At 56.8% G+C, this 16,281-nt stretch carries 15 protein-coding genes; 12 read left to right on the top strand and 3 right to left on the bottom strand.

Annotation, left to right across the window (positions count from 1 at the left end; translation table 11 throughout):
• Positions 1 to 24: 24 nt before the first annotated feature.
• The 9 genes from iolE (at position 25) to F591_RS0120675 (ending at position 9,766) form a co-directional block, all read left to right on the top strand.
• Positions 25 to 936 carry a myo-inosose-2 dehydratase gene (iolE, locus tag F591_RS0120715; RefSeq protein ID WP_019536529.1) on the top strand — a complete coding sequence of 304 codons (912 nt, stop codon included), beginning with the start codon at positions 25 to 27 and terminating at the stop codon, positions 934 to 936.
• A gap of 3 nt (positions 937 to 939) precedes the next feature.
• Positions 940 to 1,947: a 5-dehydro-2-deoxygluconokinase gene (gene iolC / locus F591_RS0120710; RefSeq protein WP_019536528.1), complete on the top strand. Its 1,008-nt coding sequence runs from the start codon at positions 940 to 942 to the stop codon at positions 1,945 to 1,947.
• A 121-nt stretch (positions 1,948 to 2,068) separates the two neighbouring features.
• The gene (locus F591_RS0120705) at positions 2,069 to 3,514 is read left to right on the top strand and encodes a CoA-acylating methylmalonate-semialdehyde dehydrogenase (RefSeq protein WP_019536527.1); all 1,446 of its coding nucleotides are present in this window, start codon (positions 2,069 to 2,071) and stop codon (positions 3,512 to 3,514) included.
• A 39-nt stretch (positions 3,515 to 3,553) separates the two neighbouring features.
• The gene (gene fba / locus F591_RS0120700; RefSeq protein WP_026326778.1) at positions 3,554 to 4,435 is read left to right on the top strand and encodes a class II fructose-1,6-bisphosphate aldolase; all 882 of its coding nucleotides are present in this window, start codon (positions 3,554 to 3,556) and stop codon (positions 4,433 to 4,435) included.
• Positions 4,432 to 5,472 (top strand): inositol 2-dehydrogenase, encoded by a 1,041-nt coding sequence (gene iolG / locus F591_RS0120695; RefSeq protein WP_019536525.1) that lies wholly within the window; start codon positions 4,432 to 4,434, stop codon positions 5,470 to 5,472. Before fba ends, iolG begins: the two co-directional genes overlap by 4 nt.
• A 108-nt stretch (positions 5,473 to 5,580) precedes the next feature.
• Entirely contained in the window at positions 5,581 to 6,396 is an 816-nt protein-coding gene (gene iolB / locus F591_RS0120690) for a 5-deoxy-glucuronate isomerase (RefSeq protein WP_019536524.1), read from the top strand.
• Between the two features lie 153 nt (positions 6,397 to 6,549).
• Positions 6,550 to 7,563, top strand: a complete 1,014-nt coding sequence (locus tag F591_RS0120685; protein ID WP_019536523.1) for a LacI family DNA-binding transcriptional regulator — start codon at positions 6,550 to 6,552, stop codon at positions 7,561 to 7,563.
• 397 nt (positions 7,564 to 7,960) lie between these two features.
• Positions 7,961 to 8,665, top strand: coding sequence for a type 1 glutamine amidotransferase (locus tag F591_RS0120680; protein WP_026326777.1), 705 nt, complete (start codon positions 7,961 to 7,963; stop codon positions 8,663 to 8,665).
• Between the two features lie 138 nt (positions 8,666 to 8,803).
• Entirely contained in the window at positions 8,804 to 9,766 is a 963-nt protein-coding gene (locus tag F591_RS0120675; RefSeq protein WP_019536521.1) for a helix-turn-helix transcriptional regulator, read from the top strand.
• 92 nt (positions 9,767 to 9,858) lie between these two features.
• Here the strand turns inward: F591_RS0120675 and F591_RS0120670 are convergent, their stop codons facing one another.
• Positions 9,859 to 10,560 carry a YHYH domain-containing protein gene (locus F591_RS0120670; protein ID WP_019536520.1) on the bottom strand — a complete coding sequence of 234 codons (702 nt, stop codon included), beginning with the start codon at positions 10,558 to 10,560 and terminating at the stop codon, positions 9,859 to 9,861.
• 264 nt (positions 10,561 to 10,824) lie between these two features.
• Here F591_RS0120670 and htpG point away from each other — a divergent pair, with 264 nt between their 5' ends.
• The 3 genes from htpG to rpsT all read left to right on the top strand — a co-directional run bounded on the left by htpG (position 10,825) and on the right by rpsT (position 14,430).
• Positions 10,825 to 12,705 (top strand): molecular chaperone HtpG, encoded by a 1,881-nt coding sequence (htpG, locus tag F591_RS0120665; protein WP_019536519.1) that lies wholly within the window; start codon positions 10,825 to 10,827, stop codon positions 12,703 to 12,705.
• Positions 12,706 to 12,858: 153 nt separating this feature from the next.
• Complete coding sequence (locus F591_RS0120660; protein WP_019536518.1) at positions 12,859 to 14,055, top strand: hypothetical protein; 1,197 nt, start codon at positions 12,859 to 12,861, stop codon at positions 14,053 to 14,055.
• 108 nt (positions 14,056 to 14,163) lie between these two features.
• On the top strand, positions 14,164 to 14,430 hold the full coding sequence (gene rpsT, locus F591_RS0120655; protein ID WP_019536517.1) for a 30S ribosomal protein S20: 267 nt from the start codon (positions 14,164 to 14,166) through the stop codon (positions 14,428 to 14,430).
• Positions 14,431 to 14,924: 494 nt separating this feature from the next.
• Here the strand turns inward: rpsT and F591_RS0120650 are convergent, their stop codons facing one another.
• On the bottom strand, positions 14,925 to 15,158 hold the full coding sequence (locus tag F591_RS0120650; RefSeq protein WP_019536516.1) for a hypothetical protein: 234 nt from the start codon (positions 15,156 to 15,158) through the stop codon (positions 14,925 to 14,927).
• Between the two features lie 860 nt (positions 15,159 to 16,018).
• Positions 16,019 to 16,281 (bottom strand): transposase (locus F591_RS30700; RefSeq protein WP_211217615.1); only part of this gene is annotated, 263 nt, incomplete at its 5' end.

Here is a 16,281-nt window from a genome sequence, read left to right as displayed (position 1 = left end):
GAGCCAAAAAGGAGGAACGAACCGATGCTTAAGCGACCGTTTCACATCGGAGCGCATCCGATCAATTGGGTCGGCGAGGACGTCAAGGAGCACGGGGACGATACGACCTACGAGCAGATTATGGACGACATGCAGCGGCTTGGTCTTGCGGGAACCGAGATGGGCCGGAAATATCCGCGCGAGATCGATGTGCTGAAGCGGGAGCTCGGCAAGCGGGGGCTGAGGCTCGTCTCGCAGTGGAAGTCCGTGCTGTTCTCCGACCCCGCATACCGCGAAGCGGAGCTTCAGGCATATCGGAATCATATTCTTTTCCTCAAAGAAATGGGGAGCGACGTCATCAGCACCTGCGAGGTCGGCGGCTCGCTGCATTTCGACCCGCGCCGCACGCCGCACGAGAAGGAGGTGCTGCGACTGGACGAGGCCGGCTGGCGAAGCTTGGCCGAAGGGCTCAACGCCGCCGGAGCGATGGCCAGGGAGCACGGCATGAAGCTGACCTATCATCATCACGGCGGCACCGCGGTGGAGCGGCCGGAAGAGATCGACCGGCTGATGGAGCAGACCGATCCCGAGCTGGTGTATCTGCTCTATGATACCGGCCATGCCTATTACGGAGGGGCCGATCCGCTGGACGTTCTGCGCAAGCATTACGACCGCATCGCCTACATCCATCTGAAGGATGTGCGCACGGCGGTGCTCGAGCAGGCGAGAGCGGAGCAGGCCGATTTTATCACCTGCATCCGCAGGGGCGTCTTTACCTTGCCGGGCACGGGCGATCTCGATTTCGAGCCGATTATCGGGGAATTGCTTAGCCGCGGCTACGACGGCTGGGCGATGCTGGAGGGCGAGCAGGACCCGGCGAATTGCCCGCCCTACGAATTCGCGAACCGGGCATTGCAATATATCGACAGCATCATTCAATCGAAAGCGGGGGTGTAAGCCATGACCTATCTCTCACTGCCGGAGAACCGGAGCGTCGATTTCACGGCGATCGGCAGGCTGTGCATCGACTTGAACGCCAACGAAATTCATCGCCCGATGGAGCAGACGAGCACGTTTACGAAATATGTGGGGGGCTCTCCCGCCAACATAACGATCGGCATGTCCAGACTGGGCCTTGCGGCCGCCTTTATCGGCAAAATCGCCGACGATCAGATGGGCCGGTTCATCCGCGACTATTTGACGACAAACGGCATCGAGACAAGCAACGTGATCACCGACTGCACCGGCGCCGTGACGGGGCTTGCTTTTACGGAAATCAAAAGCCCGACGGACTGCAGCATCCTCATGTACCGCGATAACGCCGCCGATCTGAAGCTGGAGCCGGGCGAAGTGAGCGAGGAGCTGATCGCCCGCACCAAGCTGCTGCTGATCTCCGGCACGGCGCTTGCGGCCAGCCCTTCCCGGGAAGCGGTGTTCCAGGCGCTGCGCTACGCGAAGAAGCATGGCACCGCCATTGCCTTCGATCTGGATTATCGGCCGTACACCTGGACATCCGCAGAAGAAACGGCGGTGTATTACAATCTGGCGGCGGAAAAATGCGATGTCATCCTCGGAACGCGCGAGGAATTCGACATGATGGAGCGGTTCGAGCGCAATCCCGACCGCAGCGACGAGTGGACCGCGGGCCGCTGGTTCGAGCATGCGGCGAAGATCGTCATCATCAAGCACGGCAAGGACGGCTCGATCGCCTATACGAAAGACGGCGCAAGCCATCGCGCCAAAACGTTCCCGGCCAAAGTCGTCAAGACGTTCGGCGCGGGCGACGCCTATGCGGCGGGCTTTCTGTACGGGCTGATGCAGGGCTGGACGCTGGAGCGCAGCATGGAGTTCGGCAGCGCCGCCGCCTGCATCGTCATCTCCAGCCACAGCTGCTCCGACGCCATGCCGAGCGCCGGGCAGGTTCGCGATTATATCGACCGCTGCGAGCGCGGAGAAATCGTCGTTTGACGGCAGCCGCCGGCAAGCATGTCCCATAGCCGCAGCGGACGGCCGCTGTGCATGGGCTTCGAATGCTCGGAAAGCATCGGCCGTCACTGGCCTCCAATCTATGCAGAGAGGGTTGTTCACCATGACGCAAATGTTGAAAAACTGGATCGGCGGACAATGGGTCGCCGCGCACACAGACCGCAGCGAGACCGTATACAACCCCGCCACCGAAGAGAGTCTCGCCTCCGTGCCTTTGTCGGCCCGAGAGGATGTGGACGCCGCCGTGCAGACCGCCAAAGAAGCGTTCAAGACGTGGAGCCGCACGCCGGTGCCGCGCCGGGCCCGCATTTTGTTCAAATTCCAGCAGCTGCTTGTGCAGCATTGGGACGAGCTGGCCCGGCTCGTGACGCAGGAGAACGGCAAAAGCTACACCGAGGCATACGGCGAAGTGCAGCGCGGGATCGAATGCGTCGAGTTCGCCGCCGGCGCGCCGCATCTGATGATGGGCAGGCAGCTGCCCGATATCGCCACCAATCTGGAGTCCGGCATGTACCGCTATCCGATCGGCGTTGCCTGCGGCATCACGCCTTTCAACTTCCCGATGATGGTGCCCTGCTGGATGTTCCCGCTGGCGATTGCCTGCGGCAACACGTTCGTGCTGAAGCCGTCCGAGCGCACGCCGCTGCTTGCGGGCCGGCTGGCCGAGCTGTTTCACGAGGCGGGGCTTCCGGCAGGCGTCCTGAACATCGTCCACGGCGCCCATGACGTCGTGAACGGCCTGCTTGAGCATCCCGACATCGCCGCCATCTCCTTCGTCGGCTCGCAGCCGGTCGCGGAGTACGTGTACAAGACGGCGTCCGCACACGGGAAGCGCGTCCAGGCGCTGGCCGGGGCGAAGAACCATTCCATCGTCATGCCGGACGCCGACCTCGATCTGGCGGTCAAAGAGATTATCAATGCCGCGTTCGGCTCCGCCGGCGAGCGCTGCATGGCCTGCTCCGTCGTCGTCGCCGTCGGCGACATCGGCGACGAGCTGGTGCGCAGGCTGACGGAGGCGGCGGACCGGATCAAGATCGGCAATGGCATGGAGGAAGGCGTCTTCCTGGGGCCGGTCATCCGCGCGTCGCATAAGGAGCGGACGCTGAGCTATATCGATATCGGGGAAAAGGAAGGCGCGCTGCTCGTCCGCGACGGCCGAAAGGATGCGGCGGCGGAAGGCCGGGGCTATTTTGTTGGCCCGACGCTGTTCGACCAGGTGCAGTGCGGCATGAAAATATGGCAGGATGAAATTTTCGCCCCGGTCCTGTCCATCGCCCGCGCAGCGACGCTGGAGGAAGCGATCGAGCTGGCGAACCGCTCGGAATTCGCCAACGGCGCCTGCCTGTTTACGAAGAGCGGCGCGGCGATGCGGCAGTTCCGCGAGACGATCGACGCCGGCATGCTCGGCATCAACCTGGGCGTACCGGCCCCGATGGCGTTCTTCCCGTTCTCCGGCTGGAAAAAATCGTTCTACGGCGATCTGCATGCCAACGGCACGGACGGCGTCGAATTTTACACGCGCAAAAAAATGGTGACGGCCCGCTGGTAACGGCGGCGCCTGCACCGATAGGCGGAGGGACCTTAAGGCATGACACTTGTAAGCATGTCGGCGATGTTGAACCGGGCGCTCGAAGGACGCTATGCCGTCGGGCAGTTCAACCTGAACAATCTGGAGTTTACGCAGGCGATTTTGCAGGCGGCGGAGGAGGAGCAGGCCCCCGTCATTCTCGGGGTCAGCGAAGCTTATATTTCTTACATGGGCGGGCTCCGCACTATTGCGGAAATGGTGAAAGGGCTGATCGAATACGACGAAATCAGCGTTCCGGTTGCGCTCCACCTCGATCACGGCTCGACGTACGACGTCTGCCTTCGCGCGCTGCACGCAGGCTTCACCTCGGTCATGATCGACGCCTCGCACCACGAGCTGGAGCGCAATATTGCCGTAACGGCCCGGGTGACGGAGGCGGCTCACGCGCTCGGCGCGTCCGTCGAGGCGGAGCTCGGCCGGATTACGGGGCGCGAGGACGATCTCGTCGTCGAGGAAGCGGAGGCGATGTACGCGGTTCCCGAGGAATGCGTCCGGCTCGTCCGGGAGACGGGCATCGACTGCCTGGCGCCCGCGCTCGGCTCGGTGCACGGGCCGTATCGCGGCCAGCCGAGGCTCGGCTTCGAGCGGATGGGCGAGATTCAGCGGCTCACCGGGCTGCCGCTCGTCCTGCACGGCGGAAGCGGCTTGCCGGACGAGGAGATTCGGCAAGCCATCTCGCTGGGCACCGCCAAGATTAACGTCAACACCGGCAACCAGATGGCGTGCACGGCGGCGATTCGAGCGTATCTTCAGGACCATCCGGAAGCGTACGATCCGAGACATTATTTGATTCCGGCGCGGGAGGCCATCAAGGCGGCAGTGAAAGCGAAAATGCGCCTGTTCGGCAGCTCGGGAAAGAAACAGGAGGCACAGCAGCGATGAACAAGATCACAATCGGGGTGATCGGCGCAGGCCGCATCGGCAAAATCCACGCCGACAACCTGCTTCGCCATCCGCATGCGCGAATCGCGGCGATCAGCGATCTGTATGCCGGAGCCGAGCTGGAAGCTTGGGCGGCGGAACGGGGGATCGGCCTGCTCGCGCAGGACAGCGCCGAGATCATTAACCATCCGGAGATCGACGCGGTATTCATCTGCTCTTCCACCGATACGCATGTCCCGCTCATCAAGCAGGCGGCGCAGGCCGGCAAGCATATTTTTTGCGAAAAGCCGATCAGCATGGATATCGGGCAAACGGAGGAAGCGCTCGCGGCGGTAAGACAGGCGGGCGTGAAGCTGCAGGTCGGCTTCAACCGGCGGTTCGACCATAATTTCAGGCGCGTGAGGGAGCATGTGGCCGGCGGCGCGATCGGCGAGCCGCATATCATCAAGATTACGTCGCGCGATCCGGGCCCGCCGCCGAAGGAATACATCGAGCGCTCCGGCGGCCTGTTCATGGACATGGCGATCCACGATTTCGATATGGCCCGCTACGTGTCGGGCAGCGAGGTCGTCGAAGTGTACGCGCAGGGCAGTGTGCTGATCGACCCGGTATTCGCCGAATGCGGCGATATCGATACGGCGCTGATCACGCTGAGATTCGCAAACGGAGCGCTCGGCGTCATCGACAACAGCCGCCGGGCCGTGTACGGTTATGACCAGCGGGTCGAGGTATTCGGCTCGAAAGGCAGCGTGGCGACGGCCAACGATCACCCGAATACGGCGGTGATCAGCACGGCGGAAGGCATCGCGTACGACAAGCCGCTGCATTTTTTCCTGGAGCGCTATGCCCAGGCTTATGTGGAGGAAGCGCAGCAGTTCATCGACAGCCTGCTCAGCGGCGCGCCGGTGCCGGTCAGCGGCGAGGACGGGCTGCAGGCGGAGAGAATCGCGCTTGCCGCCAAGCTGTCCTGCAAGCTGCAGCGGGCTGTCAAGCTCAGCGAGCTGGACGAATTGCGCCGGGAGTATGCTCCAATCTGACGGGGTAATTCCCATTATTCGGAAACCCGATTTCTTCAACCGCCGCCGGCAGCCGGCACCGAAGGCGTCAGCTACTGGTCGGCGGCATTTTTAAGGAGGGAATATCGCATGGCACAGCTTATCGTCAAGCCCAAGCTGCCCGCCGGTCCGGACGGCACGATCCTTTCGATTACGCCGGAGTCGGCAGGGTGGACGTACGTCGGCTTTGAAGTGGTCCGGCTGACGGCGGGGCAAGCTTTGGAACGCCATACCGACGACCGCGAAGTTTGCCTGGTGCTCTTGAGCGGCAGGGCGAATGCGTTTGCCGGCGGCGAGCAGTGGCTGGACATCGGCCGGCGCATGAGCGTATTCGAGCAGACGCCGCCGTATTCCGTCTATGTCCCGAGCGGGGAGCGTTACCGGGTAGAGGCGCTTGTCGATGCGGAGCTGGCGGTTTGCTCCGCGCCCGGACGCGGGGGCCATGAGGCCCGGCTGATCGCGCCGGAGCAGGTCGGCACGGAAATTCGCGGCTCCGGCAGCATGGAGCGGCGCATTCACAATATTTTGCCGGAGCAGGAGCCGGCGGACAGCCTTCTCGTGGTCGAGGTGTTCACGCCGGGCGGCCACTGGTCCAGCTATCCGCCCCACAAGCATGACAGGGACGCCCTGCCGGAGGAATCGCTGCTGGAGGAGACGTACTATTATCGAATCGCGCCGCAGCAGGGCTTTGCCGTGCAGCGGGTATATACCGACGACCGCTCCCTGGACGAAACGCTGATCGTCAAGGACAGCGAGGCCGTGCTCGTGCCGCGGGGCTATCATCCGGTATCCGCGCCCCCCGGCTACGATGTGTACTATTTGAATGTCATGGCCGGGCCGAGCCGCACCTGGAAGTTCCGCAACGATCCCGACCACGAATGGCTGATGCAGCCTAACCGGAAGTGAAGGACAGCAAGCTTGCAAAATGCCGCTTAACCGCTCATAATTACAGGCAAAGGGGATGACATGTTCATCCCCTGAATTGTCGATACCGCAAGTGACGACCGATGAAGAAGGACTCGCTTGTCACAGGCTTGTAATTTTATCAGGGGAACGATGATGAAAGCGACCATATATGACGTAGCCAAGGAAGCGGGCGTATCCATCGCCACCGTCTCCAATGCCATTAACGGAAAAGGCAAAGTGAGCAGCAAGAAGCGAGAGCAGATTTTTGAAATCATGAAAAAATTGAATTACCAGCCCAGCGTGATCGCCTCCGCCCTGATGGGCAAAAAAACGTACACGCTCGGTCTGCTTATCCCGGATATCTCCAACCCTTTCTTTGCCGAAGTCGCCAGAGCGATCGAGGACCAGGCGCATCTGTCCGGCTACAGCGTCATCATTTGCAGCACGGACAACAAGGATGAGCGCGTCGAGCGCTACATTTCCCTGCTGGAGCAAAAGAGCGTCGACGGCATGATTATCGCCACCGGCGTCGATAACCCGGACATCCTGGCAGGCCTCGAGGCGAGAAACGTCCCCATCGTCATGCTTTCCCGCGAAAATGACGCCTTGAGCGTCGATGCGGTCGTTGCCGACGATTACGTTGGCGGCATGATGGCCGGACGGCATTTGGCGGAATTGGGGCACCGGCGCATGGCCGTCCTCTCGGAGAATCGGAAGGTGAGCAGCAGCCGGGAGCGGCTCCGCGGCTTCAAACAGGCGCTGGCCGAACGGCAAATTCCGTTTGACGATGCGGATATCGTCATCTGCGAGCATAAGGTGGAGGAAGGAAAGCGCGCTGCGCTCGCTTTGCTCGGCCGCCCGGAGAAGCCGACGGCTCTGTTCTGCTGCAACGACCTGCTGGCGATCGGCGCGATGCAGGGGGCCAAAGAGCTGGGGGTTCGCGTGCCCGAGGAGCTGTCCATTGTCGGCTTCGACAATACGATTTTGGCGGAGGTAACCGACCCGCCGCTGACGACCGTGGCGCAGCCGATCGCCGGCATGGGGAAGCAGGCTTTTCAGCTGCTGATCGAGAAGCTGACCGAAGACGATGCCGCCCGGCAGCGGATCGTGCTCCGGCCGGAGCTGGTCGTCCGGGGGTCAACCTGTGCGGCCTCGTTCCCGCGATGAGGCGGTGAATCCTGCAAAAAATACAACATTTTCCGTGTCTTTCGTGCAAGAGGAAGGGGAATGTAGTATTTTGTGCAACAATTTGGGCGAGATTGACTCCAAACCCGGGAGCATCGCCCGAAATGTTGCACGTTCTACAACATTGAGCCGCAAATATGGTTGATTGCCCCGCCTGCTAAAACCGCACCCACTTATCCCTGAAACAACCTCTGAAGATGCTTTGTTAGATTTCGTGACTCTCAATTCCCCGAATTGCTTATTGGAAGGAAATGGCCTTTTTCAATCTTTGTGTAAATATAACACGCGGTGGCGCATTTTGCGAAAACTATGAAAAAATTTGTTATCATAGTGACCGTTAGTGTTATATAATATTACACAAGGATTGGAGGGGTTGCTCTTGAACATCCTGGCATTCAAACATTTTGATTTCGACGACCCGCAGGCGATCGCGCAGTGGGCCGCGCTGAACGGGCATCGTCTTACAGTGGCCGATCCTTCCGCAGGCGTGCGCGCGGAATGGCTGGAGCAGACGGAGCTGCTGGTCATTATGGGCGGGCCGATGAGCGTATACGATGAAGCGGAATGCCCGTGGCTGAAGGCGGAGAAGCGCTGGGTCGAGCAGGCGATCCGGCGGGAGATCGGCGTGCTCGGCATTTGCCTGGGGGCGCAAATGCTGGCGGATGTGCTCGGCGGCCGCGTATACCGGCACAAGCACAAGGAAATCGGCTGGCATCCGATCGCCCGCACGACGGAGAAGCACCCGCTGTTTGAAGGCATGCCCGAGCGGTTTTACTCGTTTCAATGGCATGCGGATACCTACGATTTGCCGCATGGGGCAGTCAGGCTGGCCCGCTCCGAGGGCTGCGGCGAGCAGGCTTTCGCGTACAGCGATCATGTTCTCGCCCTTCAGTTTCACCTGGAGGCGACGCCCTCCTGCATCGGCCGGATGCTCACGGAATGGGAAAGCGAGCTGACGGAGCCGGGGCCGTTCGTCCAGTCCGCATCGGCCATCCGCGAAGCGTGCGGGCGCAGCCGGGAGTCGCATCGGATGCTGCACGGGCTGCTGACGAAGACGGCAATGGCAGCCGGGGTTCAGCGATAAGCGGGGCGGAATCAGGCACGGACCGTTCCGATCCGCAGCCAACCTTGAACATTTGAGATCACAGGGAGGAGTTCCCTAGTCATGGGTCGAATGAACTATAATGTGCATTCCGATGAATGATAAGGGGGAGCTGCTTCTGTGAACGAGCGATTGATTCGTCTGATGCGCATTATTAACCTGATTCAATCCCGGCCCGGCATCATGGCCAAAGAACTGGCCGAGCGCTGCGAGGTCGTCGAACGGACCATTTACCGCGATATCGATGCGTTATCGGCAATGAATTTGCCGATATCGAATTTAGGGCACGGCAAAGGGTACGCGTTCGTCAGCAATTTTGCCATGTATCCGCTCGACTGGACGGAGCAGGAGGCGCTGGCATTCTCCGCGCTGCCTTCCGTGCTCGAGCAGTTTCAGCCGCTGCTGCCGGAAGGCTTCGATTCCGCATACGAGAAGGTGATGGCTACCCACCGCAAGGAGCAGTCGAGGCGGACCGATATTTTGCAGCATGTGGCGGGTGTGATCCAGATGGGGACGCCGGCCCACCGCAAGCGCCAAAATTCGTTTTTATCCGATATTATCCGGGCCGCCCTGTCCCAACAGACGATCCGCACCGTGTATTACACGCAAAGCCGCGATGAGGAATCGTCCCGGGATATCGATCCTTATTATCTCGTGCCGAGAGACCACCGGTTCTACCTGATCGGCTACTGTCATACGGCCTCCGCTTTCCGCACGTTTCGCATCAGCAGGTTTCGCAAGGTCACGCTGCTGAACCGCACTTTCGACAAAGGCGACTTCAACCTGAAGGCGTACTTGAAAAACACATGGTCCATCGAACGCGGCAGCGAGTACATCCGTTTCAAGATCAAGTTTCACAAGGATGTGGCCCGCTATGTGTTGGAGGAAGAGCTGATCTTAAGGCCCAAAATAACGCGGCTCCAGGATGGCGGGTTGCTGTTTGAAGTGACGGTCAACCACGACCGCGAATTTTTGAACTGGCTCAGCCAGTACGGCCCCGATGCGGAAATCTTGGAGCCGCGGGCTTACCGGGAGACGATGCGGCAGAAGCTGGAGCGGTGGAAGAGACTGTATGAGGGGTAATTAACCTGTCTAAAGGAAGGGCTATTCTCTTGCATTGCTGCCAGAGATAGCCCTTGCTTCATGAGAATCCGTCCCCGGACATGCGGAACGCACTATTTCGATATATAAAACGCATCGTTCTCAAACTTGATCGTAAGCCCCAGTTCCTCCACGGCGAAATGCCAGGTCATCGGGAAATAAGTAATGTCGTTGTATACCAAAACAGGATACGGCTCGTTGGCGTTGTCGATTTGGACGCCGTTTACACGAATGGGGAAGGTCGGCATCGTCGCATAGCTGCTGTCGGCAGAGGCGCCTGTGTCCAACTGTAGCTTGGCTGGTTCCGAATCGGTCGTGCCGATCGCCAATCCCGTCGCCGCATCCCATTGCAGCTCCAGGCCAAGCGCCTGCGCGTAGTTCCACGTCATCGGGAAATACGTGATGTCCTTGTATTCGATGACAGGGTACTTGACCGAATCATTCGGAATTTGCTGGTCGTGAATGTAGACTGCGAAGGATGGCTTCGCAACCTTGACGGCGCCTTTAGGTACCGCTGGTGCCGCCGGGGTCGATGTCGCCGGGGCCGGCGCCGACGATTGCTTGGGAGCCGACGACTTCGAGCTGCTTTTGGAAGAACTGGAACCAGAGCCGTTATGATAGTGATATTCCCCGTATTCGAGCCCCCACTTTTCGCAGTTGGTCCTGCACGTATGGCCGCCTCGCGCGTCTGTCCTGCCGGGATGAGCGTAGCTGGCAGATGAGAAGACGAAGCAGACCAATGCGGCTCCAATAAGCGCTGTTTTCCATACTCTCATTTTGCAATCCCCTCTCTTTATATTATGTAGCTCCTCTAGATAGATCCTTTGAAATTTTACCATATTTATAGATTTTGACAATATTTATGCTGAAATAGCAGAATGGTCCACGGCCAATCCGCCTCGCATATTGACACCAAAAATTCGGATATGGTATATAAAAAGAAGTGTTAGCACTCCATCTCGCTGAGTGCTAAATTTTCGGGTCCGCGGCAAGGCCCTTTAACCTGACAAAACGTTAAACCGATGGAGGGAAACGTATTCATGGCCAAGAAACAGTTCAAGGCGGAATCGAAACGGCTGCTGGAGATGATGATCAACTCCATTTATACGCAGCGGGAGATCTTTTTGCGGGAGCTGATCTCGAATGCGAGCGACGCCATCGACAAAATTTATTACCGGGCGCTCACGGACGATCAGCTTGTTTTCAATAAAGACGATTACTATATCAAAATAACGCCGGACAAGGCGAACCGCACGCTCACGATTTCCGACACGGGGATCGGCATGACGAAGGAGGAGCTTGAGAACAACCTCGGCGTCATCGCCAAGAGCGGCTCGCTTGCCTTCAAGAACGAGAACGAGCTGAAGGACGGGCACAATATCATCGGCCAGTTCGGGGTCGGCTTCTACTCCGCCTTCATGGTTGCGGATGTCGTCACTGTAATCAGCCGGGCGCTGGGCAGCGACGAGGCTTACAAGTGGGAGTCGTCGGGCGCGGACGGCTACACGATCGTGCCCAGCGAGAAAGCGACGCCCGGTACGGACATTATTCTCCGAATCAAGCCCAATACCGAGGACGATCAATACGACGAATATTTGGAAGAGTACCGCTTAAGGTCGATTATTAAGAAATATTCGGATTTCATCCGCTATCCGATCAAGATGGATGTCAAGCGGAGCAAGCCCAAGGAGGGCAGCGAGAACGAATTCGAGGAAGTCGTGGAAGAAGAGACCATCAACAGCATGGTCCCGATCTGGCGGAAGAACAAGAACGAGCTGAAGCAGGAAGACTATGATAATTTCTATTTCGAGAAAAGATACGGCTTCGACAAGCCGCTGAAGCATCTTCATATCAGCGCCGACGGGGCGGTCGTCTACAACGCGATTCTGTTCATTCCCGAGCAGATGCCGTTCGACTATTATACGAAGGAATACGAGAAAGGGCTCGAGCTGTACTCGAACGGCGTCCTGATCATGAACAAGTGTCCGGACCTGCTTCCCGACTATTTCAGCTTCGTCAAGGGAATGGTCGATTCGGAGGATTTGTCGCTGAACATTTCGCGGGAGATGCTGCAGCATGACCGGCAGCTTAAGCTGATCGCCAAAAACATCAAGAACAAAATCAAAGGCCTGCTGCAAAGCATGCTGAAGGACGAGCGGGAGAAATACGAGCAGTTCTACAAGGCGTTCGGCCGCACGCTCAAATACGGCGTTTACAGCGATTACGGCACGAACAAGGAGGAGCTGCAGGACCTGTTGCTGTTTTATTCCTCCAAGGAGAAGAAGCAGGTTACCTTGGACGAATACGTCTCGAGAATGCCCGAGGAGCAAAAATATATCTACTACGCAACCGGCGAATCGATCGAGCGTATCGACAAGCTGCCGCAGACCGAGCTCGTTGCCGACAAGGGTTACGAAATTTTGTACTTCACGGACGATATCGACGAATTCGCTATCAAGATGCTGCTGAAATACAAGGATAAGGAGTTCAAATCGGTGTCCAGCGGCGATCTCGGGATCGAGGCGGACGAAGCTGACAAGGCGGCCGAGGCGGAGGAGAGCGAGAACAAGGAGCTCTTCGAGTTCATGAAGGACGTGCTGAAGGACAAGGTGAAGCAGGTGAAGGCGTCCAAGCGGCTGAAGTCCCACCCGGTATGCCTGTCGTCGGAAGGCGAGCTGTCGATCGAGATGGAAAAAGTGCTGCAGGCGATGCCGAACGGCCAGGACGTGAAAGCCGACAAAGTGCTGGAAATCAACGTCAATCACGATGTATTCCAATCGCTCAAAGCGGCCTTTGCCCAGGACAAGGAGAAGCTCGCGCTCTACACGAACCTGCTGTACAATCAGGCGCTGCTGATCGAAGGGCTGCCGATTCAAGATCCGGTCGAATTCACCAACGACATTTGCAAAATGATGGTATAACGGAATCCGCGCAGGAACCCGGCTTTGGCCGGGTTCTTTGTTGAGGGGGCGCTGGGGCGCTGCGTCCTTCGTTCCCGATTACGGCCCTATTGAACTTATCCTCTCCAAGCCGCGTCTCATTGGTATTAGTGCTTAGAGAGGGGCTGCATGTGCATGAGAAAATACCGCAAGCTTTCTGTCGGCGCGGGGATATTGGCGGCGATCCTGCTGCTGGCCTCCCTGGCCATACAAGCTTCGTCGGAGCTGGGGGAAGCGCCGGCAGCGGCGGCAGAAGGGGCAGCCGCGCAGGGGCAGGCGGCCGCGCAGCCGGCCTTATCTGAGGCGAAGCCGCTCCCGTTGCCCGCAAGGCTTACAGAGGAGCTCGGCAAGCTGCAGGAGCCGCCGGACCGGATGACGGAATGGCTCGAGGCCGCTGCCGCCCGCTACGATTCCTCGCGCGAGCCTGCCCGGATCGTGCAAGCCGATCTCGATGGCGATGGACTCCGCAATGAATGGCTCGCTGTGCTTCGCGAGAATCGAATCGACGAGCAGGACGGCGGGACGGCACAGCGCCGCGCTTACGGAATCGCAATAAGCTATCGGGACGGCAAGTATGCCCTCGATCACTTTGCGTTTCCGGACGAAAGCTTCGGCAAGGCCGAGCTTGTGGCGGTGGAGGATCTGACCGGCGACGGCAAACCTGAGGCGGTGTGGGTATCGCATGTCAGCGGGGCGCATACGACGGTTTCGACGTATACGGCTTCCGCATGGGCGGACGGTGCGCTCCGGCCGCTGAAGGGGGAGGCATCCATCCCCAATGTGTCCGAGGCTGGTGTGTCCGGCGGGAAGTTGGCGCTGACCGGAGGCTTGATCGGCTCTGCCGGTGCGGGACCGTGGCAGAGAGAGTATACCGACATGTACGCGGTCGCAGACGGTGCGGTAAAGCGCGTCGACCGTACGTTTGCGGACTCTCCCACCCCTTATCATCGTATGATCGACGGATTGTGGGCGGTGGCGCACGGGCATACCGACAGAGCGCTGCAGCTCTACGGCGAGGCTGCGGAAATGGCATCGTACTCTTACCGGGACTACATGTTCATATTCGGGGACGAGTGGATCGAAGGATCAGATCTCTCTGCTGAGCAGGAACAAGCATTTGACCATGTCGTCAAGCAGTTTGCCCAGCTGCGTAAGGAGAGGCTGAACGCCCAGCTTCAGGGGCAGACTCCGGAAGCCGCCTGCGCCGCAGCCCGGGAAGCTGCAGGTTACGAGCAAGCTTGGCTCGCTTACCTGAATGCACCTGCGGGCTACGTCAACCCGGTCTGGAGCGAGGACACGATCTGCGCCCAAGTCAATGAATTGGAACAGTAGCAGGCACAAATTTCGACATCTTTCTATTGATTTTGGGTAGTCGAGATGATAAGATTAACAATGTTTGCTTGTGAATGGGAAAGAAATCATACGAGGTGAAAGACACACATGCCGAATATAAAGTCTGCGGTCAAACGGGTTAAAACGAGCGAAAAAAAACGCCTTCGCAACGCTTCGCAAAAGTCGGCGCTGCGCACGGCCATCAAGGCGTACGAGACGACGGTTGCCGGCGGCGACGCCGAAGCTTCGAAAGAAGCTCTCATCCTGGCGCAAAAGAAGCTGGACAAGGCCGTTACGAAAGGCCTGATTCATAAGAACGCCGCAAACCGGAAAAAATCGCGTCTGGCCAAGCGCCTGAACGCATTGTCGAAATAAAGCACCCGCGCTTCAAGCCTTCGAGCGGCTGGCAGGAAGGAGAAGCTCCTTTCCGCTGGCCGTTCGAAGGTTTTTTTTAGTTATTTCGAACAAATGTCACAATCGAAATTGTTGAAAAATTTTTGATTTTAATCTAATGATTGGCTTTCATTGATTAATAGAATCCCCTGATAATAACGAATTTCCAAATATCCTGCCGATGTTCCCTTTACTGAATTACTAAATGTATCTTTTCCTGCCTCTTATTATTTTCTAATGTACCATTTCCCGGAATCATTGTCTATTTCGCTCAACTGACGACAAAATGCGGAAAAGTCAGGCGTTTGCGATAAGTCATAATTTTTTTAATCAAAGTCTCTATGATATTTTGCTCAAGGTCAACTGATCAATAGTACAGTATTTTATCGTCGATACTGTTTTCAAAGCTTGATTTAGGATGTCTAAAGGCTGGGATCCTTAAGATAGCCTCAGATTGCTGTGTCTAACGGTAGGATTTATTCATCTACATTCGGCATAGGTTTTTTTTCTTGTTCTTTAGAATCATAATAAATGGCGAGGCAAAGGAAAGCGAGACTTATGATCAGTCTTTTAATCAGTTGCCATATGATTGCATCATAATCTGGACCATTTCCAACTGGACCAACTCCAGGATTCCATTTGAAATATGCACTCAAACAGGCGAATAGAATCATAAAGATTGAACCTACCAGCATGAAATAGTACTTCAAAAAAAACTCCTTTTCCTACTATTTTACAAATAGTAGATTTCGGTTTGTAATGTGATCGCAATATACATATTATAACGCAAGAGGAGGATAATTGGAATGAAGTTGAAATCAACGATTGGAAGGATTATGTCTGTTACACCGGCTTCTGTTATGCTTTTTAACGTTACCCCCTGGCCACTGCAACTAAGGCAGAAACAAAACCGGCGGTCGTCAATGAGATGATCGAGTCGTTTAGAGTCGACACACTCTCCGACACGAAGAATGCCGAGGGTTTCTATCTTGAAAATTTGGCGATATACGCCGACAAAATTTCAACACCGCAGGTGACGACCGATGACGTAAGGAAGCGCTCGTCATAGGCGTCTATGAGGAAACGGGATTCAAAGATGTAAACACTGTCACTACTTTTTATGAATCAGGCAATATAAGCAAGACTGAGTCAGAAATCGTTGAGGATTACTACGATGAGAATGGCAACTTCATCAAATCGGTTAGCCAAAAAGTAGTCTACGAAAATGATTATTCGACTGGTAAAGCGAAAGCTTCTGAAAGCAAAAAGGAATTCGATCAGCCCAAAGCAATAAAGGCCGTTAAAAGCAAAGATAAGAAACTGTCGAATGAATCGGATGTTAAAAACCATGTCAAAAGCAATATGAACTTCGCGTAAATCCTAATGCTCCATCTGGTCAAAAAATTCAAATCGTACCCATTGAAGGTGCGGATAACTTGGCGGAGGGTGATTAACTTACAAAAAATTCCAAAGTAGCAAGTTCCACAACGAATTGTTCAGGCTTCGAATGTGCTGGAGCATACGATAATTACTATAACTTCTGGCTCAACATCAAAGTTAGTGCTTGACTTTATGTACCAAATCGTTCACGGTTACATTCGACCAGAAGTCCTTGTACGTAACGTTCCCGGTTCCGGGTGAAGTAATGTCGGCGTTGAAAGGCTTTCATTCGGTTGTTTCTTCCTTCAACCGCCGCATTGGTCCACCGACAGGAGTGATAATTGACGATCTCCGTTCGCCAGTTTCGCATCGTTTTGATGCAGGTGGCTACTGCCGGATGCTGAAAATGTTCCCCTTGTCCCAGCCAGCGGTCAAACCAGATGGCAGCTACTT

Source organism: Paenibacillus ginsengihumi DSM 21568, from assembly GCF_000380965.1.
In the GTDB taxonomy this organism is placed as follows: domain Bacteria; phylum Bacillota; class Bacilli; order Paenibacillales; family NBRC-103111; genus Paenibacillus_G; species Paenibacillus_G ginsengihumi.
Note: the sequence above shows the minus strand (reverse complement) of the source record. Positions and strands in the feature narration are given on the sequence as shown.